A 23,974-nucleotide genomic window follows, 5' to 3' on the forward strand; every position below is an offset into this window, starting at 1 on the left:
ATTTTTGGCACGCTGTTGAGTTCTCAAGGAACGGACGCTTCCTTTGTACTCACCCGAGACACTCTCAGGCTTTCCTCCGGGCAGTTTCCCTTCGGTCTTGCGTTTCCGACTCTATCAGATCCTTTTCCGATCCGATTTCCTCGGCGCTTTCCAGGTTCCCGCTTTTGTTTCGCGGTTTCCCTTTCCGGCAGTTCCGACTTTATCAGAAGTTCTGAGTCGGTTTTCCCGGCCCCTCCAGGGACTGGTTCCGGCGCGCGAGGCGACCGGGTTCCCGTTCAGGCGGAGCCGTAAACGTACTGGAGCGGGGCTCCTCGATGCAAATCGAGGAGCCCCGCTCCAGGTTCACGCGTACGGCGGGTCGTCCGTCGGTCAGACCTCCACCACGACCGGGAGGATCATCGGCCTGCGGCGATACGTGTCGGAGACCCACTTGCCCAGGGTGCGGCGGATGAGCTGCTGGAGCTGGTGGGGTTCGACCACGCCGTCCTGGGCCGAGCGTTCCAGGACCTCGGCGATCTTCGGTACGACCTCGGAGAAGACCGAGTCGTCGATGCCCGAGCCGCGGGCCTGGATGTGCGGGCCGCCGGTGATCTTGCCCGTGGACGAGTCCACGACGACGAACACCGAGATGATGCCCTCGTCGCCCAGGATCTTCCTGTCCTTCAGGGCCGGCTCGCCGACGTCGCCCACCGAGAGGCCGTCGACGTAGACGTAACCCGCCTGGACCTTGCCGGAGATCTTCGCCTTGCCCTCGACGAGGTCGACGACCACGCCGTCCTCGGCGATGACGATGCGGTCGTGCGGGACGCCGGTCATGGCGCCCAGTTCGGCGTTGGCGCGCAGGTGGCGCCATTCGCCGTGCACCGGCATCAGGTTCTTCGGACGGCAGATGTTGTAGAAGTACAGGAGCTCGCCGGCCGAGGCGTGGCCTGAGACGTGGACCTTCGCGTTGCCCTTGTGGACAACGTGCGCGCCCCAGCGGGTCAGGCCGTTGATCACGCGGTAGACCGCGTTCTCGTTGCCCGGGATGAGCGAGGACGCCAGGATCACCGTGTCGCCGGGGACGATGCGGATCTGGTGGTCGCGGTTGGCCATGCGGGACAGGGCCGCCATCGGCTCGCCCTGGGAGCCCGTGCAGACCAGGACCACCTCGTGGTCCGGGAGGTCGTCGAGCGTCTTGACGTCCACGACCAGGCCCGGCGGGACCTTGAGGTAGCCCAGGTCGCGGGCGATGCCCATGTTGCGGACCATCGAGCGGCCCACGAAGGCGACCCGGCGGCCGTACTCGTGCGCCGTGTCCAGGATCTGCTGGATGCGGTGGATGTGGCTGGCGAAGCTGGCCACGATGATCCGCTTGCGGGCGTTCCCGAAGACCGTGCGCAGGACGTTGGAGATGTCCCGCTCGGGTGCCACGAAACCGGGGACCTCGGCGTTCGTGGAGTCCGAGAGGAGAAGGTCGATGCCTTCCTCGCTCAGCCGTGCGAACGCGTGTAGATCTGTGAGACGGCCGTCCAGCGGGAGCTGGTCCATCTTGAAGTCGCCCGTGTGGACGACCATGCCGGCGGGGGTGCGGATGGCGACCGCGAGCGCGTCCGGGATCGAGTGGTTGACGGCGATGAACTCGCAGTCGAACGGGCCGATGCGCTCACGGTGTCCCTCCGCCACCTCGAGGGTGTACGGGCGGATCCGGTGCTCCTGGAGCTTGGCCTCGATGAAAGCGAGGGTCAGCTTGGAGCCGATCAGCGGGATGTCCGGCTTCTCCCGGAGGAGGTAGGGGACGGCGCCGATGTGATCCTCGTGGCCATGGGTCAGGACGATGCCCTCGATGTCGTCGAGGCGGTCCCTGATGGACGTGAAGTCCGGCAGGATCAGGTCGATTCCGGGCTGCTCCTCCTCGGGGAAGAGCACTCCGCAGTCGACGATCAGGAGGCGGCCGTCGTACTCGAAGACCGTCATGTTGCGGCCGATTTCGCCGAGGCCGCCCAGCGGGGTGACCCGGAGGCCTCCCGCGGGGAGCGGCGGAGGCGGGGCGAGTTCGGGATGCGGATGACTCAAAAGACTCTCCTCAAACACGCACGCCACGTACCGGTGGGCACGTGGCGCGCGTGACGTTCGTGCGAAAGCAGTTGTCGTTGTGGATTGCAGGCACCGGTGGCCTGCCTATTCAGTTGTGAAGTCTGTTGTCAGAGCTGTACCCCGCCCGCGGCAAGATCGATCTTGAGCTGTTCGATCTCTTCGGGTGAGCACTCGACCATGGGCGAGCGCAGCGGGCCGGCGGGCAGGCCCTGGAGGGCGAGCGCCGCCTTGGTGGTCATGACGCCCTGGGTGCGGAACATGCCCGTGTAGACCGGGAGCAGCTTCTGGTGGATCTCCGTGGCCTTCTGGACGTCGCCCGCGGTGAACGCCTCGACGAGGGCTCGCAGGTCGGGCGTGACCAGGTGGCCGACGACCGAGACGAAGCCGACCGCGCCCACGGAGAGCAGCGGCAGGTTCAGCATGTCGTCGCCGGAGTACCAGGCGAGACCGGAGCGCGCGATGGCCCAGCTCGCGCGGCCCAGGTCGCCCTTGGCGTCCTTGTTGGCGACGATCCGGGGGTGCTCGGCGAGGCGGACCAGCGTCTCGGTGCTGATCGGGACGCCGCTGCGGCCGGGGATGTCGTAGAGCATGACCGGCAGCTCGGCGGCGTCGGCGACGGCCGTGAAGTGGCGGTACAGGCCCTCCTGCGGGGGCTTGTTGTAGTACGGGGTGACGACCAGGAGGCCGTGTGCGCCCGTCTTCTCGGCCGCCCGGGCGAGTTCGACGCTGTGGTGGGTGTCGTTGGTGCCGACGCCGGCGACGACGTGGGCGCGGTCTCCGACGGCCTCCAGGACGGCTCGTACCAGGTCCGTTTTCTCCGCGTCGCTGGTGGTGGGTGACTCACCGGTGGTGCCGTTGACGACCAGGCCGTCGTTGCCCGCGTCCACCAGGTGGGTGGCTAGCCGCTGTGCGCCGTCGAGGTCGAGTCCGCCGTCCGCCGTGAACGGCGTGACCATGGCGGTGAGGACCCGCCCGAAGGGGGTCTGCGGAGTGGAGGTCGGAGCCATGGGTAACACGCTACTCGTTGCTCACCGTGGGGTCTGCCCTCGGGGGAGGTGACAAGTCAGGACAAAGATGGAACCCGGCACTGCCTGCTCGGGGGTTCAAGCAGTGCCGGGTCCGTTTGATCAGGCTAGATGAACTTCTCTAAATGCCGCAATACGGACACTTCGCGCGGATGATCCGTACATACGTCTCCGTTACGGGGCGACGCGGCCGTTGGCGTTGAAGGCGGCGTACGTGAGGGGCATGAGCGCGGCCCACTCGGCCTCCATCTTCTCGCCCACCATCTCGATCTCCCGCTGCGGGAAGGAGGGCACCTTCGCCAGCTCGTGCTGGGTGCGCAGGCCGAGGAAGTGCATCAGCGAGCGCGCGTTGCAGGTGGCGTACATCGAGGAGAACAGGCCGACCGGGAGGACCGCGCGGGCGACCTCGCGGGCGACGCCGGCGGCGAGCATCTCCTGGTAGGCCTCGTAGGCCCGGCGGTAGGAGTCCTCCATGGTGCGGCCGACCAGCTCCTGCTGCTCCTGGGTGCCCTCGACGAAGACGTACTTGCCCGGGCGGCCCTGCTGGACCAGCTTGCGGGACTCGCCGGGGACGTAGAAGACGGGCTGGAGCTCCCGGTAGCGGCCGGACTCCTCGTTGTAGGACCAGCCGACGCGGTGCCGCATGAACTCGCGGAAGACGAAGATCGGGGCGCTGATGAAGAACGTCATCGAGTTGTGCTCGAAGGGGCTGCCGTGCCGGTCCCGCATCAGGTAGTTGATCAGGCCCTTCGAGCGCTCCGGGTCCTTGCCCAGCTCGTCCAGGGACTGCTCGCCGGCGGTCGAGACGCGGGCGGCGAAGAGCACGTCGGCGTCGGACGCGGTGTGCTTGACCAGTTCGACGGTCACATCGCTGCGGAAGCCGGGCTTGAGGTCGTCTGCGGGACTGTCGGTCACTGTGCGGGGGTCCTTCCATCGCGGCTGCGGAGCGGCGCCAACTTTACGGGGGCCGCCGAACCGGTTCACGGGCATGCCGCGGGATTCGTGCGGGACGTCTGCCGATATTGGGCACGTTTTCGGGCACTCGCTCGTCTGTATCAGTGACAACGTCCGATCGAGAGCCTCAGAGGAAGTGCCCACCGAAGTGCCCACCATGTTCCGCCGGCGCGAGCCCGTACCCTTCGCCTTCCTCGCCGAGGCCGATCGGTTCCGTAGCAATGTCACTCCCCCACCCGTCGAGCGGTCCTCCGTCGGCCAGATAGCCGGGCGTGTGCTGTTCGGGCTCACCGTCGTCGCCGCGCTGGTGGGGGCCCTGGTCATCGGGATGCCGGCGCTGAGTCTGGACCACTCCTCGCAGGCACAGCAGTCGCAGGCGTCCCAGGGGCGCTGACCCCTCCCCCACCGCCCGAACGGCGCGGGAGGTACCGCCACGGCCCCCCGATGGTGGTGAGCGGGGACACAGGCGGATAGCCTCACCGGGCACAGCCCACGCATGGACGAGTGAGGACCAGCCGTGCCCCTGCCCTTCCTGACGGCCGACCGCGCATTCGAAGCAGCGGACGAGGTCGCTCTGCCCTTCGACGACCACGAGCGCTGGCGGCGCCCCTACCGGCCCGGGCCCTGGCGGGTCGGGATGGCCGCGGTGGCGCTGCTGCTCGCCTCGTACGTGCTGTTCGCGGCCGTCATCATCGCCTTGACCGGGTCGGCGTCCGAGGCCGGTGCGGTCTTCGGCTGCTCCCTGCTGGTGATCGCCGGCGCCCTGCGGTTGCTGCGCATGGGGGTGTGGGTGAGCGACCGCGGGCTGCGGCACGTGGGTTTCCTGTTCACGCGCACACTGCCCTGGGAGCGCGTCGTGGCGGTGCGGACCGTGCAGCAGCCGGTGCGCTGGCTGGGCCTGCCGCGGACGGTCCAGGGGCAGGCCCTGACCGTCGTGCGCCGCGACCGGCCCGCGGGTGAGGCCACGCCGTTGCTGACCACGCACGGGGCGGACTTCCTGGCGCGTGCCGAGGCGTTCGACCGGGCGTCGGACGCCATCGAGGCGTGGGCCGCGGAGAACCGGCGCGGCTGAGCCCGCGTAGGCAAGACGCAGGAGGGGCCGGTCCGCAGTCGCTGCGGACCGGCCCCTTCGGTTTCGGTCTCGATTTCGGTGTCGCCGCATTCGGATGCGGCTCACGCTGCCTCCAGCGGCCTGCCGTCGTGCAGGCTGATCGCCCGTTGCATCGCCTTGCGGGCTCGCGGGGTGTCGCGGGCGTCGTGGTAGGCGACGGCGAGGCGGAACCAGGTGCGCCAGTCCTCGGGGGCCGCCTCGGTCTCGGCCTTGCGCAGGGCGAAGACCTCGTCGGCCGAGTCGCGGTCGACGCGGCCGCCCGGGGTGCGCTTCAGGTCGTCGACGGGCAGGCCGCCCTCGGCGTCGAGTTCGGCGGCGAGGGCGTTGGCCTTGCGGACGAACTGGGTGTTCTTCCACAGGAACCAGACGCCGATGACCGGCAGGATCAGCACCGCCACGCCGAAGGTCACGGTCAGGAGCGTGCCGGCCTGGATGAGCATGACACCGCGGCTGCCGACCAGGACGAAGTAGAAGACCAGGACGGCGGCGGTCATGGCGTAGGAGAGCTTGGCTCGCATGTCGGTCTCAGTCTCGGTCTCAGCCGCGGCCTCAGCCGAGGTCCAGGAAGTTTTCCAGGCCGAAGGTGAGGCCGGGCGTCGACACCACTCGGCGGGCGCCCAGCAGGATGCCCGGCATGAAGCTGCTGTGGTGGAGCGAGTCGTGGCGGACCGTGAGGGTCTCGCCCTCGCCGCCCAGCAGCACCTCCTGGTGGGCCAGCAGGCCGCGCAGGCGGACGGCGTGCACCGGGATGCCGTCGACGTCCGCACCCCGCGCGCCGTCCAGGGCCGTCGCCGTGGCGTCCGGCGCCGGGGCCGTGCCCGCCGCGCGACGGGCCTCGGCGATGAGCTGGGCGGTGCGCGTGGCGGTGCCGGAGGGGGCGTCCACCTTGTTCGGGTGGTGGAGTTCGACGACCTCGACCGACTCGAAGTAGGGCGCGGCGATCTGCGCGAACTTCATGGTGAGGACGGCGCCGATGGAGAAGTTGGGTGCGATGAGCACGCCCGTCTGCGGGGAGTCGGCCAGCCAGCCGTTCAGCTGCGCGAGGCGCTCGTCGGTCCAGCCCGTCGTGCCGACCACGGAGTGGATGCCGTGGCGTACGCAGAACTCGAGGTTGTCCATGACCGAGGCGGGGGTGGTCAGCTCGACGGCGACCTGGGCGCCGGTCTCCGTGAGCGTCTCGAGCTTGTCGCCGCGGCCGAGGGCGGCCACCAGCTCCATGTCCTCGGCGGCCTGGACCGCCCGTACCGCCTCGGAGCCGATCCGGCCGTTGGCGCCGAGGACCGCCACGCGCAGCTTGCTCATCGTTCTTGCTTCCTTACGCTTCTCAACGCTTTTCGACAGGGGGTGGATCAGGCGACCGCGTCGTTCAGCCGGGCGGCCTGCTTGTCCTTGAGCGGGCCGATGACCGAGAGCGACGGGCGCCGTCCCAGGATGTCGCGGGCCACCGCGCGGACCTCGTCCGGGGTCACTTCGGCTATCCGGGTCAGCATGTCGTCGACCGACATCTGCTCGCCCCAGCACAGCTCGCTCTTGCCGATGCGGTTCATGAGCGCGCCGGTGTCCTCCAGGCCGAGGACCGTGGAGCCCCTGAGCTGGCCGATGGCGCGGCCGATCTCGTCGTCGGACAGGCCGTGCTCGGCGACCTGGTCGAGTTCGTCGCGGCAGATCTTCAGCACGTCGTGGACCTGAGAGGGCCGGCAGCCGGCGTAGACGCCGAAGAGGCCGCAGTCGGCGAAGCCGGAGGTGTACGAGTACACGCTGTAGGCCAGGCCGCGCTTCTCGCGGACCTCCTGGAACAGCCGCGAGGACATACCGCCGCCGAGGGCCGTGTTGAGGACGCCCAGCGCCCAGCGGCGGTCGTCCGTGCGGGCCAGGCCGGGCATGCCGAGGACGACGTGCGCCTGCTCGGTCTTGCGGCCGATCAGCTCGACGCGGCCGGCGGTGCGGATCGTGCGTCGGCCGTCCCGAGGGGCGATCGGCGCGGCGTCCGGGTTCTTGAGGGCGCCGGCCTTCTCGAAGGCCGCGCGGACCTGGCGGACGACCTTGTTGTGGTCGATGTTGCCGGCGGCCGCGACCACGAGGTGGGTCGGGTCGTAGTGCTTCTTGTAGAAGCGGCGGATGCGGTCGGCGGTGAGGGCGTTGACCGTGTCGACCGTGCCGAGGACCGGCCGGCCCAGGGGGTTGTCGCCGAACATGGTCTGCGCGAACAGGTCGTGGACGCAGTCGCCGGGGTCGTCCTCGGTCATGGCGATCTCTTCGAGGATCGCGCCGCGCTCGACGTTGACGTCCTCTTCGAGGATGAGCGAGCCGGTGAGCATGTCGCAGACGACGTCGATCGCGAGCGGCAGGTCGGCGTCGAGCACGCGCGCGTAGTAGCACGTGTACTCCTTCGCCGTGAAGGCGTTCATCTCGCCGCCGACCGCGTCGATCGCGGAGGAGATGTCCAGCGCGGACCTGCGGGTCGTCCCCTTGAAGAGGAGGTGCTCCAGGTAGTGGGTGGCGCCGTTCAGGGACGGCGTCTCGTCGCGGGAGCCGACGTGCGCCCAGATGCCGAAGGTGGCCGAGCGGACCGAGGGGAGGGTCTCGGTGACGATGCGCAGGCCGCCCGGGAGGGTGGTCTTGCGGACGACGCCGATGCCGGCCGTGCCCTTGATCAGGGTTTGGGTACGGGCGACGGCCCGCGCCTCCGAAGAGGTGCGGGCCGTCGCCTGGGAGCTACTCGACGTCACTTGTCGGTGTCGTCCTTCTGCTCGTCGGAGGAGCCGCTGTCGGAGCCGTCCTCGCCCTCGATCACGGGGATCAGGGAGAGCTTGCCGCGGGAGTCGATCTCGGCGATCTCGACCTGGACCTTGGCGCCCACACCGAGCACGTCCTCGACGTTCTCCACTCGCTTGCCGCCGGCGAGCTTGCGGATCTGCGAGATGTGCAGCAGACCGTCCTTGCCCGGGAGCAGCGACACGAACGCGCCGAACGTGGTCGTCTTGACGACCGTGCCCAGGTAGCGCTCGCCGACCTCCGGCATGGTCGGGTTGGCGATGCCGTTGATCGTGGCGCGGGCGGCCTCGGCCTGCGAGCCGACCTGGGCACCGATGTAGATGGTGCCGTCGTCCTCGATCGTGATCTCGGCTCCGGTGTCCTCCTGGATCTGGTTGATCATCTTGCCCTTCGGGCCGATGACCTCGCCGATCTTGTCCACGGGGATCTTGACGGTGATGATCCGCGGGGCGTTGGGGGACATCTCGTCCGGCGTGTCGATCGCTTCCATCATCACGTCGAGGATGTGGAGGCGGGCGTCGCGGGCCTGCTTGAGGGCCGCGGCCAGGACGGAGGCCGGGATGCCGTCCAGCTTGGTGTCGAGCTGGAGGGCCGTCACGAACTCCTTGGTGCCGGCGACCTTGAAGTCCATGTCGCCGAAGGCGTCCTCCGCACCGAGGATGTCGGTGAGGGCGACGTAGTGCGTCTCGCCGTTGATCTCCTGGGAGATCAGGCCCATGGCGATGCCGGCGACGGGGGCCTTGAGGGGCACACCGGCGTTCAGCAGCGACATGGTGGAGGCGCAGACCGAGCCCATGGACGTGGAGCCGTTGGAGCCGAGGGCCTCGGACACCTGACGGATCGCGTAGGGGAACTCCTCGCGCGTCGGCAGGACCGGCACGATCGCGCGCTCGGCGAGCGCGCCGTGGCCGATCTCGCGGCGCTTCGGGGAGCCGACGCGGCCGGTCTCGCCGACGGAGTACGGCGGGAAGTTGTAGTTGTGCATGTAGCGCTTGCGGGTCACCGGGGAGAGGGTGTCCAGCTGCTGCTCCATCCGGAGCATGTTCAGGGTGGTGACGCCCAGGATCTGGGTCTCGCCACGCTCGAACAGCGCCGAGCCGTGCACGCGCGGGATGGCCTCGACCTCGGCGGCGAGCGTACGGATGTCCGTGACGCCACGGCCGTCGATGCGCTTCTTCTCCTTGATCACGCGCTCGCGGACCAGCTGCTTGGTGAGCGAGCGGTACGCGGCGGAGATCTCCTTCTCGCGCCCCTCGAACTCCGGCAGGAGCTTCTCGGCTGCGAGCGTCTTGACGCGGTCCAGCTCGGCCTCGCGGTCCTGCTTGCCCGCGATGGTCAGCGCGGAGGCGAGCTCCGGGCGGACGGCGGCGGACAGCGCCTCCAGGATGTCGTCCTGGTAGTCGAGGAAGACCGGGAACTCACCGGTCGGCTTCGCGGCCTTGGCGGCGAGGTCGGCCTGGGCCTTGCAGAGCACCTTGATGAAGGGCTTCGCGGCGTCCAGACCGGAGGCGACGACCTCCTCGGTCGGCGCCTCGGCGCCGCCCGCGACCAGCTGGATGGTCTTCTCGGTGGCCTCGGCCTCGACCATCATGATCGCGACGTCGCCGTCCTCCAGGACGCGACCGGCGACGACCATGTCGAAGACGGCGTCCTCGAGCTCGGTGTGCGTCGGGAACGCGACCCACTGGCCGTTGATCAGCGCGACGCGGACGCCGCCGATCGGGCCGGAGAAGGGCAGACCGGCCAGCTGCGTGGACGCGGAGGCGGCGTTGATCGCCACGACGTCGTACAGGTGGTCGGGGTTGAGCGCCATGATGGTGGCGACGACCTGGATCTCGTTGCGCAGGCCCTTCTTGAAGGACGGGCGCAGCGGGCGGTCGATGAGGCGGCAGGTGAGGATCGCGTCCTCGCTCGGCCGGCCCTCACGGCGGAAGAAGGAACCCGGGATCTTGCCGGCGGCGTACATCCGCTCCTCGACGTCCACCGTGAGGGGGAAGAAGTCGAGCTGGTCCTTGGGGTTCTTGGAGGCGGTGGTGGCCGACAGCACCATGGTGTCGTCGTCCAGATACGCCACGGCGGAGCCGGCGGCCTGCTTGGCCAGGCGGCCCGTCTCGAAGCGGATGGTGCGGGTGCCGAAGGAACCGTTGTCGATGACGGCCTCGGCGTAGTGGGTCTCGTTCTCCACTAGCGTTTTCTCCTCGTCTTCGTCCCTGGGCTGCCCGTGTGGCAGGGGGACGGTGGCGAAGAAGCGCTCCGTGCGGTGCGGGCCGGTCTTCGATCGAAGCACCCGGGGTTCTCTTTCCCGGGGGCCACTACCGAGGACCGGCGGCGGCTAAGCGCGCTTCTCCTCGTTCGGTGTGCGTGGTGACGTTTACCCGCAGCGAGTACACGTCATCACGCTGTGTCGTACCTATTGCGTTGTGCTACCACACTACAAAGCGCTGCCGACACTCCGCACGTTTCCGCGACCGCGGCAGGCGTGCGGTGGGCCTTGCCAGGGGGCGTGCGGGTGCGTCCAGCCGGGTGCGTACGGCTGCGTACTTCTGCGTACTTCTCTGTTTACAGCAAAAAGGAGCGGTCCCGATGGTCCCGGGAACCGCTCCCCTCACGGCGTCCTACTTGGCGCCCGCCGCACCGCGGCGGATGCCGAGGCGGTCGACCAGCGCACGGAAGCGCTGGATGTCCTTCTTGGCGAGGTACTGCAGCAGGCGGCGACGCTGACCGACCAGGATCAGCAGACCACGACGGGAGTGGTGGTCGTGCTTGTGCGTCTTGAGGTGCTCGGTCAGGTCCGAGATCCGGCGCGACAGCATGGCGACCTGGACCTCGGGGGAGCCGGTGTCGCCCTCCTTCTGGCCGAACTCGCTGATGATCTGCTTCTTCGTAGCGGCGTCGAGCGGCACGCGTACTCCTCGTAGTCTTTTCGTGGCCACCGAGTGCCCCCGGTCTGTGTCTCGGGGGAGCTTCCGTTACTCGGGAGGCGGGGATCCGCTGAGCGCGACCTCCAGAGCCTTCAGACACTGCCTGAGGGTGTTTCCGGGGGTGCGTACACAAACGGCCGAGAGCCAGGGTAGCAGGAGGTGGCGAGCGCCTTCCCCGCAGTTCCCGATCCGCCGGGTCGGCGCGGCCTCGGCCACTAGGGTGAACGCTCGGAAATCGTTCGTGCAACGTAGGTCGTATGTGTGGAAGGGGTCGCTGCGGCATGGCGGAGACGGAAGCGGAGATCAAGGCGCGCAAGGAGCGGGAGCGGGACGAGCTCTACGCGCTCGACATCTCCGGCGTCGAGTGGCGGTCCGCGCCGGGCACGGAGGAGCACGAGGAGCGCGTCGAGATCGCCCAGCTGCCCGAGGGGGCCGTGGCGATGCGGTCGTCGCTCGACCCGGAGACGGTGCTGCGCTACACCGAGGCGGAGTGGCGGGCCTTCGTGCTCGGCGCCCGGGACGGCGAGTTCGATCTGGAGCCGACGGCGGGCAACGGAGGAACGGCGGCGGAGTAGCCGCGACGGCGGTCGGTGGGCGGTGGCGGAGTAGCCGCGACGGCGGTCGGTGGGCGCCGACCGCCGTTCCCGTGTCGGCACGGGGGCGCGTCAGCCGGTCATCGAGCGGGCGGTCGCGTACACGTCGAAGACGGCCAGGGCCAGCGGCACGAGCGTCAGCAGGACGAAGCCCTCGGCGATCTCCATGAACCGGCCCCAGAACGGGGTGAGACCGCCGCGCGAGGTGATCAGGCCGATCGCGGTGACGATCGCGGAGGCCGCGGCGATCGCGGCGACGAGCCAGATCGTGCGGATGTCCAGGTCGGCGCGGTCGCCCGCCAGAGCCGCGCGGATCACCGAGTGGGGCGGGTTGAGCGCCAGGCCGAGTCCGAGCAGGACGAGCGAACCGAGGCCCGCGGCCAGCACGGGGGCCACCTGCGCGGTGTAGCGGAAGAGGCCGGCGCGCATCAGCAGGGCGATGCCCGTGGCCAGCGCGAGGAGCTGGGCCCAGACGTCGTCGGAGAATCCGAGGACCGCGCAGGCGCCGACGGTGATCACCGCGCAGCCGCCGCCCAGGCCCACCAGCAGTTCGTGGCCGCGGCGGGCCTGGGCGGCGATCCGCTCGGCGTCGACCGGCTCCCGGGGGGTGGGGTCGGTGCCGTAGGCGCTGCGCGCGCCGGAGGCCGGGGCGTCGAAGCCGATCGGCAGGCGGGCGAAGCGCATGGACAGGCCGGGCAGGAAGGCCAGGGCGCCCACGCCGACGGGGGCGCACAGGGCGGCGGTCTCGGCCGGGGTCCAGTGCGCGAGGATCGCCGCGAACAACGCCGCCACGCCCGCGCCGGAGGCGACGACGAAGGCGACGAAGGGGCCGTCCCCGCGCGGGGAGCACAGGGTGAGCAGCACCGAGGCGAGCAGAACCGCGGCGCAGGCCAGCAGGAACTGCAGCTTTCCGATGCCCTGGCCGTCTGCGAGCGGGAGGAGCCCGGAACCCGCCACCGCCACGCCCGGCAGTGCGCCGAGGCCCAGGGCGACGGCGGAGCCGCGGTCGTCGTAGACGCGGGCCCGGACACAGGCGAGGGCGACCAGCAGGACGCCGACGACCGCGGCGAGGACGCCGGGCAGGCCGTTCATGTCGTGGCGCGGGTCGCCGGACCAGGCCACGAAGGCGAGCAGGGCCGACAGGACGCCTCCGCCGGCGAGGCCCGCGGCGCGGGTCAGGTCGCCGCTCCACAGGGTGTGTTCGCGTGTCACGGCGGAGGCGACCGCTTCGGACACGTCGTCGAAGACGGCGGGCGGCAGCGACTCGGAGAAGGGGCGCAGCGTGAGGAGTTCGCCGTCGAGGATGTGCTGGGCGGCGAACGACCGTGAGCTGTCGAGGACGGCGCCGTCCCGGCGGACGAGGTGGTAGCCGACCGGGGCGCCCGCGGCGGGGCTCTGCCGGGAGAGCCTGAGGATCTCCGGGTAGATGTCGGCGACGGGGACGTCGTCGGGCAGCGCCACGTCGATCCGGCTGTCGGGGGCGACGATGGTGACCCGGCAGAAGCCGAGCCCCGTCCCCGCCGTGGGGGCGGCTCCCGTGCCGCGCCCTTCTCCGGTGGCTGCCGCGGAGGCCGCGATACTCACCTGCTGCTCCCCCTCAGTGATGGCTCGGTGATGGTTCGGCGTCGGCGGTGTGAAAGTGCGGTGTGAAGCACCGCGCCGGTGCGTGCGCCGGGCGGCCCGCGGGTGTGCTCACGCGAACATCCGGCACCCTACCGCCCTCTGGTCGCGCGGTCAGTCAGTAGGATCACGCGTCGGCCTGCGTCCGCCTGACACGGGGTGGCGGACGATTCCTCCGGCAGGCCGCGCAAGGGGATTGGTGAGCAGTGAGCCACATCGTCGTGAAGCGTCCGCCACGGGCGCTGCCGTCCGAGGTGCCCACGGGCGAGGTTGTCCTTCAGCCTCCGCCCGAGCTGCCGCGGGGGCATCAGGAGAGCGTGCTGATGCAACTGCTGCCGACGCTCGGCATGGGCGGCTCGGTGGTCTTCTTCTTCACCAGCGGCCAGCCGTTCATGCGCATCATGGGCATGGTCATGATCGCCTCGACGGTGGCGATGTCGATCGCGATGGTGGTGCGCTTCCGGCGCGGCTCGCAGGGGCAGTTGGCGGACATGCGCCGGGACTACCTGGGCTATCTGGCGCAGACCCGGCGCACCGCGCTCGACACCGCACGGGCCCAGCGGGACGCCCAGTACTACCTGCACCCCGCCCCCGAGCAGCTGTGGGCGCTGGTCGCCGAGGGCAGCCGGGTGTGGGAACGGCGGCCCGGGGACGAGGACTTCGCGCAGGTGCGGGTCGGCCTCGGCGCGCAGTCGCTCGCCACCCCGCTGATCGCCCCCGAGACCGGCCCGGTGGAGCAGCTGGAGCCGCTGACGACGGGCGCGTTGCAGCGTTTCATCGCCGTCCACGACAGCCTGGACGACCTGCCGATGGCCGTGTCGCTGCGCGCCTTCCACCACGTGACGGTCAGTGGTGAGCCGCAGTCGGTGCGCGCCTGCGTCCGGGCCCTGGCCGGTTCGCTGGCCGCGCTGCACTCGTCCGAGGACCTGGTCCTCGTCGTCGCGGCGGACCGGGCGGAGCTGCCGCACTGGGACTGGGCCAAGTGGCTGCCGCACGTCCAGGCGGCCGACGCCGTGGACGGGGCGGGCAGCCGCAGGCTGATCGGCGCCGACACCCGCGGGCTGGAGAACCTGCTCGGGGCCCGGCTGACCGGGCGCCCGCGGTTCCATCCGAACGCGGCACCGCTGCCCGACGAGCCGCACATCGTCGTCGTCCTGGACGGCGTGTCCCTGCCCCCGGACTCGGTGCTGGCCAACCCCGAGGGGCTCCAGGGCGTGACCGTGCTGGAGATCGTCCCCGGTGAGCTCACGGGGGCGGGCGGCGAGCTGGACATCGTCGTGCAGCCTGGGGCGTTGCGGCTGGAGTCGGCGCACGGCGCCGTCTACGAGGGGACGCCCGACGCCCTCTCGCCGGAGTCCGCCGAGGCGCTCGCCCGGCAGCTCGCCCCGCTGCGGATGGCCTCCGGCGGGGACGACGACGAGCCGCTGCTGGCCAATCTGGAGTTCACCGACCTGCTGAACCTCGGGGACGCGGCGTCCGTGGACCCGTCGCGCACCTGGCGGCCGCGTTCGCTGGCCGAGCGGCTGCGGGTGCCGATCGGGGTGGGCGAGGACGGCCGCCCGGTGATGCTGGACCTCAAGGAGGCGGCGCAGGAGGGCATGGGCCCGCACGGTCTGTGCGTGGGCGCGACGGGTTCCGGCAAGTCCGAGCTGCTCCGCACCCTGGTGCTGGGCCTGGCGGTCACGCACTCCTCGGAGACGCTGAACTTCGTCCTCGCCGACTTCAAGGGCGGCGCGACGTTCGCCGGCATGGCGCAGATGCCGCACGTGGCGGCCGTGATCACCAACCTGGCGGACGATCTGACGCTGGTCGACCGGATGGGCGACTCCATCCGGGGCGAGCTCAACCGCCGCCAGGAGCTGCTGCGGGACGCGGGCAACTACGCCAACATCCACGACTACGAGAAGGCGCGGGCCGCGGGAGCCGCCCTCCAGCCGATCCCCTCGCTGGTGCTGGTGATCGACGAGTTCAGCGAACTGCTGACGGCGAAGCCGGACTTCATCGAGATGTTCGTGCAGATCGGCCGGATCGGCCGCTCGCTCGGCGTGCATCTGCTGCTGGCCTCGCAGCGTCTGGAGGAGGGCCGGCTGCGCGGTCTGGAGACGTATCTGTCGTACCGCGTCGGTCTGCGCACCTTCTCCGCGGCGGAGTCGCGGGCGGCGCTGGGCGTGCCCGACGCCTACTCGCTGCCGAACGTGCCGGGTTCCGGGTTCCTGAAGTACGGCACGGACGAGATGGTGCGGTTCAAGGCGGCGTACGTGTCCGGGGCCTACCGCTCGGGCGGTCAGCGGGCGGCGACGGGCGGCGGTGCGCTGCCGGTGGACCGGCGGCCGGTGCTGTTCACGTCGGCCGAGGTGCCGGTGCGGTACGCGGCCGTGCCGCGGCAAACGCGTTCCGGGGACGGTCCCGAGGTCGACGAGGCGCTCGCCGACACCGTGCTGGACGTGATCGTGCGTCGGCTGGAGGCGCAGGGCCCGGCGGCGCACCAGGTGTGGCTGCCGCCGCTGGACAGCCCGCCGTCGCTGGACGCGCTCCTGCCGGGGCTCACGGGCGTGCCGGGCCGCGGTCTGACGCAGCCCGGCTACGAGGGCGCGGGCCGGCTGGTCGTGCCGGTCGGTCTGGTGGACAAGCCGTTCGAGCAGCGCCGCGACTCCCTGTGGGTGGACTTCTCCGGCGCGGCGGGCCACATGCAGATCGTCGGCGGCCCGCAGTCCGGCAAGTCGACCCTGCTGCGCTCGCTGATCTGCTCCTTCGCCCTCACCCACACACCGCACGAGGTCCAGTTCTACGGCCTCGACTTCGGCGGTGGCGGGATGGCGGCGGTGGCCGGACTGCCGCACGTGGGCGGGGTCGCCTCGCGGCTGGACCCGGAGCGGGTGCGGCGCACGGTGGCCGAGGTGTACGGCGTGCTGACCCGCCGCGAGGAGTACTTCCGCTCGGCCGGGATCCCTTCGATCGCGGACTTCCGGGCCCGGCGGGCGAGCGGCGACATCTCGGTGACGGACCAGCCGTGGGGCGATGTCTTCCTGGTCATCGACGGGTGGGGCAACTTCCGCGCGGACTACGAGGCCATGGACCAGATCATCCATGAGATCGCGGCGCGCGGCCTCGGCTACGGCATCCACCTGGTGCTGACCGCCTCGCGGTCGATGGAGGTCAGGTCCGCCCTCAAGGACCATCTGATGAACCGCCTGGAGCTGCGGCTCGGCGACACGATGGACTCCGAGATCGACCGCAAGGTCGCCGTGAACGTCCCGGCGGGTGTTCCGGGCCGGGGCCAGTCCCCGCAGAAGCTGCACTTCATGGCGGCGGTGCCGCGCATCGACGGGCTCACCTCCGACACCGACCTCGCCGACGCCACGCAGGCGCTGACCGCGGAGGTCTCCCGGCACTGGCAGGCGGCGCCCGCGCCGGAAGTGCGGCTGCTGCCACGCGAGTTCCCGGCCGCCTCGCTGCCGCCGGGCGACCGCTTCCCGCACCGCGGGGTCGCCTTCGCCCTCGACGAGAACAACCTCGAACCGGTCTACCTCGACTTCGAACAGGATCCGTTCTTCCTCGTCTTCGGCGAGAGCGAGTCCGGCAAGTCGAATCTGCTGCGGCTGCTGATCAAGCAGCTGACGGAGCGCTACTCGGGCGACGAGTGCAAGCTGTTCGTGGTCGACAACAGGCGTTCCCTGCTGGACGCGACCCCGTCCTCGCATCTGGCCGAGTACATCCCGATGTCCAACGCCATGGAGCATCACATGGCCGCGCTGGCGGACCTGATGCAGCGCCGGGCCCCGACGGCCGACGTGACGGCGCGCCAACTCCGGGACCGCAGCTGGTGGCGCGGCCCGACGGTGTACGTCGTCATCGACGACTACGACCTCGTGGCGACGTCGAGCGGCAATCCACTGGCCGGCCTGACGGAGCTGTTGCCGTTCGCCCGGGATGTGGGCGTGCGGTTCATCGTCGCCCGGTCGACGGCGGGCGCGGGGCGGGCGTCGTACGAGGCGTTCATGCAGCGGATCAAGGAACTGGGCGCACAGGGCGTGGTGCTGGCGGGGGATCCCGGGGAGGGCGACCTTCTGGGCGGGGTTCGGCCGCGGCCGATGCCTGCGGGTCGGGGCGTCTTTGTTTCCCGGCGTCGGGGGAAGCCGTTGGTGCAGGTGGGGTTGGTGCCGGAGGGGGTGTGACGAGCGGCTGAAAAGTAGGGTGCCATCCGTGAGCTCGGTTGAACGGGGGGCATGGATGTGGCCTGTTGGTGGCTCGACGAAACTGTTGCGTCGGGCGGACAGGCTCGCCGTCCGACGGACGGGCTTCACAAGGACACGGGGACACGGGGAAGGGGCTCACGCATGGCGTGGGAGGAGTGGGAGCAGCTCAAGAGCGCGGCGGCTGATCAGCATGCGGCCCAGATGCAACTGAACCACGTGCCGAGCGACCCGGGTGGTGGCACCGGCACGCTGGTGTCGAACAAGCCGGCCTGGTCCAAGGCCGGGCAGGACGTCGGCTCGCTGCGTCAGGACATCAGCAAGGCGATGGCCAAGCTGACGGACGGGCAGAAGGGCCTCGGCGAGGACGCGGGCTGCCTGACCGCCGCGGCCCAGAAGGACGTCCACGACTCGTGGGAAACGTACGTCAAGAACGTGAGCGGGCGTTGTGGGAAGCTCTCGGGTCTGCTGGAGAAGGCGGGCAACGACCAGCTGAAAACCGATGAGGCGATCGAGGTCGAGATCGGCAATCTGACGGTGGAGTACGCGGACACTCCGGCCGTCGGCGGCAAGGGCTGAGGGACGGTAACGAGACATCATGGATCTCGCAACGCTCAAGGCTCTCAAGCCTGCCGAGTACTCGGAAGCGGCCGGCGGATACCGCAACACCTCTGACATGGCGAGCGCGGCCAAGGACCGCATCGAGAACCAGATCGCCGTGGCCATGAGGAACTCGCTGAAGGGCGAGGCGGCGACCGCAGCGATCAAGCAGTTGGGCGAGCTGGGCAAGAACTTCCATTACGTTCAGGTCGAGTGCGGTCTGGTCAGTACGGCTCTCGATGCCTTCTCCTACGAGATGGGAGCTGCCAAGGGCAAGCTCGACGCGGCCCTGGACGGCGCCCAGGCCGCCAATCTCACGGTGCACGCGGACGGTTCGGTGTCCTATCCGGCGGGCGGGGAGAAGGACGCCGACGGCAAGATCCCCGCCGGTGGCACGGTGAGCGGTCTGACGGACGGAACGGCCGCCGCGATCGGCCGCCAGTCCGCCAACTTCGACCCCAACCCCAACCACCGCCTCGCCCAGGACTACGCCGACCAGATCGCTGCCGCCCTCAAGGAGGCGACGGAGGCCGACGAGAAGTGGGCACCGAAGCTGCGGGCTCTGAAGGCGGACGACGACCTGACCGTCTCCGACGAGGACTGGGCCGACGCGTCCTCGGACACGAGCGGCGTGAAGGAGGCGGGCAAGAAGTACCTCGACTCGCTGCCGCAGCCGCCCAAGGACGGCAGCCCTGAGGACAACGCGGAGTGGTGGAAGGGGCTCGACGCAGAGCAGCAGGCGGCATGGGTCTCCATGCGCCCCGATTCAGTGGGCGCGCTCGATGGACTGCCTGCCACGGTCCGGGACGAGGCGAACCGGATGGTGCTCGCTGAGGCCCACGGTGTCGCGACGGGACAGTACAACGATTGGCTGAAGAAGCACCCGGAACCCGAGCGGTTTCAGACTTATATCGACCCCTATACCGGGACCGTGATGAAGGGCGTCAACGTTGAGACCCAGGCGTGGAAGGACTGGGAAGAGGCACGCAAAAACGCCCACAAGTCCCTCGACGGCATGGATGCGATCCACAAACGCTTCGCCCAGACCGGCACGAATGGACTGCCCGAGGCTTATCTGCTGGGGTTCAGCACCGAAGGAGACGGCCGCGCAATCGTCGCCAACGGAAATCCGGACACGGCCGATCACACGGCGGTCTATGTTCCTGGTACGACGTCGGAGCTGGGGAATATTGAGGGCACCGTCAACCGAATGGTCAATGTCTGGCATGCGGCCGACGCCAAAGCCCCTGGGCAATCCGTTTCCACCATCACCTGGCTCGGCTATGACGCACCTGACAGCGTCTACAAGGACGCACCGCGGGCACACTACGCATATGACGGCGCTCCGGCACTCCGAGGGTTCATGGACGGACTGGATGCATCGCATTCCGGCGATTCGCCTTCGCACACCACAGTGATCGCCCACTCGTACGGAACGACCCTTGTCGGTGCGGCGGCCGAGACGGGCCATCTCAACGCCGACGACCTTGTGTTCGCGGGTAGTCCTGGTGTCAGGGTGTCCGGTGCGGATGAACTGGACGTCCCCAAGGGGCACGTGTGGAACGAAGAGGCCGACGGAGACGTGGTTCCTGACGTGGGCCGCTGGGGCCACGGCGGGGACGGCTTCATCATCCCCAGCGATCCAGAGTTCGGCGCCAATCAGATGACCACAGACACCGACGGCCACAGCGGGTACTGGGATACGGGGTCGGACGGGGACTCGACGAGTCTGCAGAATCAGGCCCTCGTCGTCGTCGGAAAGGGCGATAGCGTGCCGCTGAAGCCGCCGCCCGACCCGTGGGCGCACGTGAAGTAGGGACACCGGACCGCAACCCCGCCCGACGAAGTAAGGCTTCTGATGTGAAGAGCAAACTGAGCGCTCTTGTGCTCACAGTCTCCCTGGCCACCACTCTCACCGGATGCAGCATGACTGACGACGATTCCGACGCAATTCCGTCCGCCGGCACGAGCACCTCACGTGATGCCTCAGACCTGATGGAGAAGGTGTCCAGCACTATCTATGACCTGATCGGCGTCAAGGGAAAGGCATCAGACAGCCGTCCGACAGTCCTGGACTGTTCAGGGAAGGACACGAAGACGTACTTCCGAATCTTGCACCCTTGGAGCTTCGTCCCGGTGTCGGTGAGCGACCTCGACGTGGCGATGAAACGACTCAAGGGGGAACTACCGAAGAATGGGTGGGAGATCGTCAACTACGGCCCGGACACCAGCAAGAACCAGAACATGAATCTCACCGCTGACAATGACAAGAAGAAGGTCAGTGTCAAGGTCGTCGCCATGGCGAAGGACGACCCGCCCATGTTGAGCCTGGACCTCATCTCCGGGTGCTACAAGGTCCCCGACGGCGAAGAGGTTGAGCGATTTTGACAGACCAGCCCGTGGCCGTCGTCGCACCCCGTATCGGCGTCGCAAAAACACACGTATGTGATGGCGGCCTATGCTCTGCTAACGGCATGCTCACAGGCGAGTGAGAACTTGTTGGACTACGAACTGAAGTCCCGGTGCACCGATACGGTCAAGACCGTACCGGGCCTGGGTGAGATCGCCCAGGCCCTTACAGCGGAAACGGCGGCGGGGAGGCCACAACAAGCAGTACCGCAGCACCTTCGCATCGCCACCACCATCGTGGACACGGGTCTGGATCGGGCCGATACGTCGGCCCGATCACACCGAGCGCTAGATGGTCAGGGTCGGACTTTGCGCATCCGCTCGGACGGGGTGCCGGCGCTCACTTGGGCCCTCTCCGCCGACGGACGGTGGCAGGCGCAACTGCAACGGCGTACCAGCGGCAGGCCCCCGCTGTGCGGGAGTGGGATGTCTCGCAGGCGGCGGCACGAGGCATGTACGTCCTCGTACCCGGGCCGATGCGCCAGGGTGCATTCTGGCGACAACTCCCCCATCTCCCCGGTCGTTCCGGCAGATCGCGCGCTCACTGCTCACCCCCAGCTCGTCGAGACGGAGGCAGGACGGTGAGGATGTCCGGCTGCGGCGGATAGTGCACGGCGCACACCTGGCACGCGTAGACGACGAAGCCCGGCCCCGAGTTCTGGTGGACCACGCCGACCACGACCGGAGCGTCGGTCGTCACCTGGCAGCACACGCACATCCGCACCGGCGGACGGGCCGCCTTGTCTCTCGTCGCCATCACGCCGCCCTCTCCGCGCCGATGACATGCCGGTCGAGGTCGAGTCCGAAGTCCGCCGCCGGGAACAGGGCCACGCAGCGCCGTGTCTGCCGCGCCTGCTCACACTCCCGTTCCCGGTGAGCCCGCTCCGCCGCGAGTACGTACGGACGGACCGAGGCGGTGGAGGCTCCATCGAGGGGCTCCCGCAGCCCGTACGGGGAACGGGGTGCGGGGAGTCGTACGGCCACGGCGCCGCCCCTCTCGGGGCTGCGGGCGAGGACCGGCTCGGCGGAGCGTGCAACCGCCCTACGCCTGCCGGTACCAGGTGCGAACACGCCCAGGGTCCAGCGCAGCAGCACGTGGATAATGCTCACTGTCATCAACCTCCGTTGGGTTGGCGGCCATGCCCCCGGACGGCGCCTACCGTCGCGGGGGTCTTTTGCCGACATCGACTCTACGCCAACTTGGCACGTCCTGGTACGTCTCTACACGTGATTAGTCGCCCTATGCTGACTTGAGCTGGCCTTTTACGCTCCATGGCATGATAGAGATCGACCGGGAGAGCATCATTCCGATGTACGTGCAGCTAGCTTCCGCCCTGCGCGAGCGCATCCGACGCGGCGAGATTCCGGTCGGCCGACGCATCCCTTCCCACTTCGAGCTGGAGCAGGAGACGGGTGGAGCGGTCAGCCGCCGAACCATCAAGTCGGCCATCGAGGCACTGCAGGCCGAGGGAATCGTTCAAGGAGTCCAGGGCAAAGGTGTGTTCGTCATCGCCATGCCCGCCGATACGTCTGAGGACGACAAGGGCGACAAGGGCGATAGCTGACGGGCCAGGGTGGGCACCTCCCGTGCGTGCCCACCCTCTGCCGTGCTGTCTGTGCCGTGCTGTGTGGCTGCCTCGGCTCTGTCACTCGGGCTCAGAGGAAGTAGCCGGCCGCCTTGAGGTCGCCGCCGCGGTAGTCGCCGCTGGCCTCGGTGACTCGGTGGCCGATGGCGACCAGCGCGGCGTGAATCGCCGCGGCGTCCTTGTCCCACTCGACCATCTTGCCCTGGAAAGCCCCCGCGGACTCACCTTCCCAGCCCGCGGCCACCTGCTGCACCGCGGCCTTGAGCGCCGAAAGGTCGTCTTCGAGCTTCTTGGCCTGGTTGCCCAGCTCGGTGGTGATCGCGTCGAGACCGCCGTACTTCACGGCGAGCTCGTCATAGTGCACGTTGACCATGGTTCCTCATCTCTTCGTCACGTGGGTGCCCGGTTGGGGTACGGGCGGCGGGTTCGGGGTCAGTAGCTGTTGAGAGCCGAATGCGCGCCGCCGTACTGGACGTCGATGCTCTTCATGGTGGCGAGCACCTGGTCGTCGGTCTGCGACGAGATCTTGCGGGTCTCGTTGATGTTCTCCAGGAACCAGGCCAGCAGTCCGCCGATGTGCTTGACCCGCTCGTTGATCTCGGTCTGCTTGGCGTTGAAGGCGCCGGCGCCGATGCCCTTCCAGTGCGTCTCCATCGTGTCCAGCGTGCCCTGGAGGCTGCTGAGCTGTCCCTTGATGGACTCGTACCGCGCGACGATCTCCTTTTCGAGCTTGATTACCTGGCCGTCGTTGAGCCGCTGCCCATCCGCCATAACCTGACTTCCTTTCGTGCGTTGAATTTCGCTGCTGATTGGCCACCGGGGGACACGGTCAGGCAGTGCGCCTCTTGCGTACCACCGCGAATACGCCGCCGCCGATCGCCGCGACGAGCACTGCGCCGAGGATGGTGTACAACTGGGTGTTGCTTTCGGAGGAGTTCGAGCTTGATTCCGCCGCTGAGGCTGCTCCGCCCGACGTGCTTTTCGAGGGCTGCGGCGAAGGTGACGTGGCGGCTGAGGATGTGTCACCCGACTCGCCCGTGACGCCCGTCGCGTTCTCCTTCGCGAGGGGGTCGGTGTCGGCGGCCCCCGGGTTGAAACTGCTGTTCTCCAGCACCATGCGGGGGCGGATCAGTCCGTATCCGAGGTACGTGCTCGGGTCGTCCTTCGCCCAGTCGCGTCCGGCGGTGTCGATGAGGCTGGCGAGGACCTGGTTGGCGGTCCACTTGGGGTGGGCGGACCAGACGAGGGCGGCGGAGGCGGAGGCGATGGCGGTGGCCTGGCTGGTGCCCTGACCTGTGCAGTAGGAGCGGAACGTGTTATCGCACCACGTGGGTACGTCTAGACCGGGGGAAGCCAGGTCGACGTAGTTTCCGTGCTCTGAAAACTTCCCTACTGTTCCGGACTTGTCCGAAGCGGCGATGCCTACTACGTAGGGGTAGGCGGCTGGGTAACCAATGTAGTTCTTCTCTTCGGCGTCATTGCCAGTGGCTGCGATCATCAACTTTCCCTTGGACTGGGCGTATTTGATTGCCGCAAGAACATCTGGCCTTTGAATATCCTCACCGAAGGACATGCTGATGATTCTGGCGTCGCTGTCAGCGATTACCCTGATCACGTTCGGAAGTTCAGGGGCCTTCTCCTTCTCGCTCTCATCCTTCAGGTCCTTCATTGCGAGCCGATAAGGAACGATCTTTGCCCCTGGAGCAAGTCCCTTCAGGCCGCCGTCGGCACCGGTGCCGGCAATCAGTTCCGCCATGCTCGTCCCGTGGCCGTCGTAGTCCTCAGTCGCCTTGTAACCGACGGCTTTCGGTACCTCGCCAGCCAGCACCTGCCCCTTCAGAGAGGGCGTGTTGGGGTTGACTCCCGTATCGACAACGGCCACCTTGACGCCTTCGCCGGTACTCACCTTCCACATCTCGTCGGCTTTCATCGCCGTCAGGTACCACTGCTGGGACTGAACGTCGGCGGCAGACGCACTCGGAGCCAGACCTGCCGACACGACCGCCAACGCGCCGAGCGCTGAACAGACGGCGGAAACCCGTCTCCCGTTTCGTCCCTCGAAAGACGCCTTCCGCCTGTCGCGTCGGCTGATCCCTGCCACCATGCCCTGT

The 23,974-nt window shown here is 68.8% G+C and carries 22 protein-coding genes; 8 read left to right on the forward strand and 14 right to left on the reverse strand.

The window, feature by feature from the left end:
• Positions 1–369 precede the first annotated feature (369 nt).
• From AB0J04_RS02480 to thyX, 3 genes are all read right to left on the reverse strand, one after another.
• The gene (locus tag AB0J04_RS02480) at positions 370–2,055 is read right to left on the reverse strand and encodes a ribonuclease J (RefSeq protein ID WP_363166513.1); all 1,686 of its coding nucleotides are present in this window, start codon (positions 2,053–2,055) and stop codon (positions 370–372) included.
• A 128-nt stretch (positions 2,056–2,183) separates the two neighbouring features.
• On the reverse strand, positions 2,184–3,083 hold the full coding sequence (gene dapA, locus AB0J04_RS02485) for a 4-hydroxy-tetrahydrodipicolinate synthase (RefSeq protein ID WP_363166514.1): 900 nt from the start codon (positions 3,081–3,083) through the stop codon (positions 2,184–2,186).
• Between the two features lie 192 nt (positions 3,084–3,275).
• Positions 3,276–4,016 carry an FAD-dependent thymidylate synthase gene (gene thyX / locus AB0J04_RS02490; protein WP_363166515.1) on the reverse strand — a complete coding sequence of 247 codons (741 nt, stop codon included), beginning with the start codon at positions 4,014–4,016 and terminating at the stop codon, positions 3,276–3,278.
• A gap of 196 nt (positions 4,017–4,212) precedes the next feature.
• Here thyX and AB0J04_RS02495 point away from each other — a divergent pair, with 196 nt between their 5' ends.
• Positions 4,213–4,449 (forward strand): hypothetical protein, encoded by a 237-nt coding sequence (locus AB0J04_RS02495; protein WP_363166640.1) that lies wholly within the window; start codon positions 4,213–4,215, stop codon positions 4,447–4,449.
• 123 nt (positions 4,450–4,572) lie between these two features.
• On the forward strand, positions 4,573–5,127 hold the full coding sequence (locus AB0J04_RS02500) for a hypothetical protein (protein ID WP_363166516.1): 555 nt from the start codon (positions 4,573–4,575) through the stop codon (positions 5,125–5,127).
• 101 nt (positions 5,128–5,228) lie between these two features.
• Here AB0J04_RS02500 and AB0J04_RS02505 read toward each other — a convergent pair whose 3' ends face one another.
• The 5 genes from AB0J04_RS02505 to rpsO all read right to left on the reverse strand — a co-directional run bounded on the left by AB0J04_RS02505 (position 5,229) and on the right by rpsO (position 10,844).
• Positions 5,229–5,684 carry a hypothetical protein gene (locus AB0J04_RS02505; protein WP_363166517.1) on the reverse strand — a complete coding sequence of 152 codons (456 nt, stop codon included), beginning with the start codon at positions 5,682–5,684 and terminating at the stop codon, positions 5,229–5,231.
• Between the two features lie 31 nt (positions 5,685–5,715).
• The gene (gene dapB, locus AB0J04_RS02510; protein WP_363166518.1) at positions 5,716–6,468 is read right to left on the reverse strand and encodes a 4-hydroxy-tetrahydrodipicolinate reductase; all 753 of its coding nucleotides are present in this window, start codon (positions 6,466–6,468) and stop codon (positions 5,716–5,718) included.
• A gap of 47 nt (positions 6,469–6,515) precedes the next feature.
• Positions 6,516–7,895, reverse strand: coding sequence for a pitrilysin family protein (locus AB0J04_RS02515; RefSeq protein WP_363166519.1), 1,380 nt, complete (start codon positions 7,893–7,895; stop codon positions 6,516–6,518).
• On the reverse strand, positions 7,892–10,126 hold the full coding sequence (locus AB0J04_RS02520; protein WP_363166641.1) for a polyribonucleotide nucleotidyltransferase: 2,235 nt from the start codon (positions 10,124–10,126) through the stop codon (positions 7,892–7,894). Before AB0J04_RS02520 ends, AB0J04_RS02515 begins: the two co-directional genes overlap by 4 nt.
• A gap of 430 nt (positions 10,127–10,556) precedes the next feature.
• On the reverse strand, positions 10,557–10,844 hold the full coding sequence (gene rpsO / locus AB0J04_RS02525; protein WP_015657483.1) for a 30S ribosomal protein S15: 288 nt from the start codon (positions 10,842–10,844) through the stop codon (positions 10,557–10,559).
• Positions 10,845–11,143: 299 nt separating this feature from the next.
• On the opposite strand from rpsO, the gene AB0J04_RS02530 reads away from it, so the two are divergent.
• Complete coding sequence (locus AB0J04_RS02530; protein ID WP_363166520.1) at positions 11,144–11,437, forward strand: DUF397 domain-containing protein; 294 nt, start codon at positions 11,144–11,146, stop codon at positions 11,435–11,437.
• Between the two features lie 90 nt (positions 11,438–11,527).
• Here AB0J04_RS02530 and eccD read toward each other — a convergent pair whose 3' ends face one another.
• Entirely contained in the window at positions 11,528–13,039 is a 1,512-nt protein-coding gene (gene eccD / locus AB0J04_RS02535) for a type VII secretion integral membrane protein EccD (protein ID WP_363166521.1), read from the reverse strand.
• Between the two features lie 242 nt (positions 13,040–13,281).
• On the opposite strand from eccD, the gene eccCa reads away from it, so the two are divergent.
• The 4 genes from eccCa to AB0J04_RS02555 all read left to right on the forward strand — a co-directional run bounded on the left by eccCa (position 13,282) and on the right by AB0J04_RS02555 (position 20,256).
• Entirely contained in the window at positions 13,282–17,250 is a 3,969-nt protein-coding gene (gene eccCa / locus AB0J04_RS02540) for a type VII secretion protein EccCa (protein WP_363166522.1), read from the forward strand.
• A gap of 162 nt (positions 17,251–17,412) precedes the next feature.
• Entirely contained in the window at positions 17,413–17,847 is a 435-nt protein-coding gene (locus tag AB0J04_RS02545) for a hypothetical protein (protein ID WP_363166523.1), read from the forward strand.
• Between the two features lie 19 nt (positions 17,848–17,866).
• Entirely contained in the window at positions 17,867–19,684 is a 1,818-nt protein-coding gene (locus AB0J04_RS02550; RefSeq protein WP_363166524.1) for an alpha/beta hydrolase, read from the forward strand.
• Positions 19,685–19,728: 44 nt separating this feature from the next.
• On the forward strand, positions 19,729–20,256 hold the full coding sequence (locus AB0J04_RS02555) for a hypothetical protein (protein WP_363166525.1): 528 nt from the start codon (positions 19,729–19,731) through the stop codon (positions 20,254–20,256).
• 562 nt (positions 20,257–20,818) lie between these two features.
• Here the strand turns inward: AB0J04_RS02555 and AB0J04_RS02560 are convergent.
• Positions 20,819–21,034, reverse strand: a complete 216-nt coding sequence (locus AB0J04_RS02560) for a hypothetical protein (protein WP_363166526.1) — start codon at positions 21,032–21,034, stop codon at positions 20,819–20,821.
• Positions 21,034–21,393: a hypothetical protein gene (locus AB0J04_RS02565; protein ID WP_363166527.1), complete on the reverse strand. Its 360-nt coding sequence runs from the start codon at positions 21,391–21,393 to the stop codon at positions 21,034–21,036. Before AB0J04_RS02565 ends, AB0J04_RS02560 begins: the two co-directional genes overlap by 1 nt.
• A 161-nt stretch (positions 21,394–21,554) precedes the next feature.
• Here AB0J04_RS02565 and AB0J04_RS02570 point away from each other — a divergent pair, with 161 nt between their 5' ends.
• Positions 21,555–21,842, forward strand: coding sequence for a GntR family transcriptional regulator (locus tag AB0J04_RS02570; RefSeq protein ID WP_363166528.1), 288 nt, complete (start codon positions 21,555–21,557; stop codon positions 21,840–21,842).
• A gap of 91 nt (positions 21,843–21,933) precedes the next feature.
• Here AB0J04_RS02570 and AB0J04_RS02575 read toward each other — a convergent pair whose 3' ends face one another.
• Genes AB0J04_RS02575 through AB0J04_RS02585 form a run of 3 tightly spaced genes read right to left on the reverse strand, consistent with a single transcriptional unit; the run spans position 21,934 to position 23,967 of the window.
• On the reverse strand, positions 21,934–22,236 hold the full coding sequence (locus AB0J04_RS02575; protein WP_363166529.1) for a WXG100 family type VII secretion target: 303 nt from the start codon (positions 22,234–22,236) through the stop codon (positions 21,934–21,936).
• Positions 22,237–22,295: 59 nt separating this feature from the next.
• Positions 22,296–22,634, reverse strand: coding sequence for a WXG100 family type VII secretion target (locus tag AB0J04_RS02580; RefSeq protein WP_363166530.1), 339 nt, complete (start codon positions 22,632–22,634; stop codon positions 22,296–22,298).
• Between the two features lie 58 nt (positions 22,635–22,692).
• Positions 22,693–23,967: a S8 family serine peptidase gene (locus tag AB0J04_RS02585; protein WP_363166531.1), complete on the reverse strand. Its 1,275-nt coding sequence runs from the start codon at positions 23,965–23,967 to the stop codon at positions 22,693–22,695.
• Between the last annotated feature and the right edge of the window lie 7 nt (positions 23,968–23,974).

The organism is Streptomyces sp. NPDC050263, assembly GCF_040655955.1.
GTDB lineage: Bacteria > Actinomycetota > Actinomycetes > Streptomycetales > Streptomycetaceae > Streptomyces.

Bases quoted from the DNA above. Each gene is read 5' to 3' on its own strand.
- AB0J04_RS02545 (WP_363166523.1), top strand. From the start codon at position 17,413: ATGGCGTGGGAGGAGTGGGAGCAGCTCAAGAGCGCGGCGGCTGATCAG.
- AB0J04_RS02530 (WP_363166520.1), top strand. From the start codon at position 11,144: ATGGCGGAGACGGAAGCGGAGATCAAGGCGCGCAAGGAGCGGGAGCGG.
- AB0J04_RS02580 (WP_363166530.1), bottom strand. From the start codon at position 22,634: ATGGCGGATGGGCAGCGGCTCAACGACGGCCAGGTAATCAAGCTCGAA.
- AB0J04_RS02550 (WP_363166524.1), top strand. From the start codon at position 17,867: ATGGATCTCGCAACGCTCAAGGCTCTCAAGCCTGCCGAGTACTCGGAA.
- AB0J04_RS02495 (WP_363166640.1), top strand. From the start codon at position 4,213: ATGTTCCGCCGGCGCGAGCCCGTACCCTTCGCCTTCCTCGCCGAGGCC.
- AB0J04_RS02570 (WP_363166528.1), top strand. From the start codon at position 21,555: ATGATAGAGATCGACCGGGAGAGCATCATTCCGATGTACGTGCAGCTA.
- dapB (WP_363166518.1), bottom strand. From the start codon at position 6,468: ATGAGCAAGCTGCGCGTGGCGGTCCTCGGCGCCAACGGCCGGATCGGC.
- AB0J04_RS02560 (WP_363166526.1), bottom strand. From the start codon at position 21,034: ATGGCGACGAGAGACAAGGCGGCCCGTCCGCCGGTGCGGATGTGCGTG.
- AB0J04_RS02575 (WP_363166529.1), bottom strand. From the start codon at position 22,236: ATGGTCAACGTGCACTATGACGAGCTCGCCGTGAAGTACGGCGGTCTC.
- AB0J04_RS02565 (WP_363166527.1), bottom strand. From the start codon at position 21,393: ATGACAGTGAGCATTATCCACGTGCTGCTGCGCTGGACCCTGGGCGTG.
- AB0J04_RS02585 (WP_363166531.1), bottom strand. From the start codon at position 23,967: ATGGTGGCAGGGATCAGCCGACGCGACAGGCGGAAGGCGTCTTTCGAG.
- dapA (WP_363166514.1), bottom strand. From the start codon at position 3,083: ATGGCTCCGACCTCCACTCCGCAGACCCCCTTCGGGCGGGTCCTCACC.
- AB0J04_RS02505 (WP_363166517.1), bottom strand. From the start codon at position 5,684: ATGCGAGCCAAGCTCTCCTACGCCATGACCGCCGCCGTCCTGGTCTTC.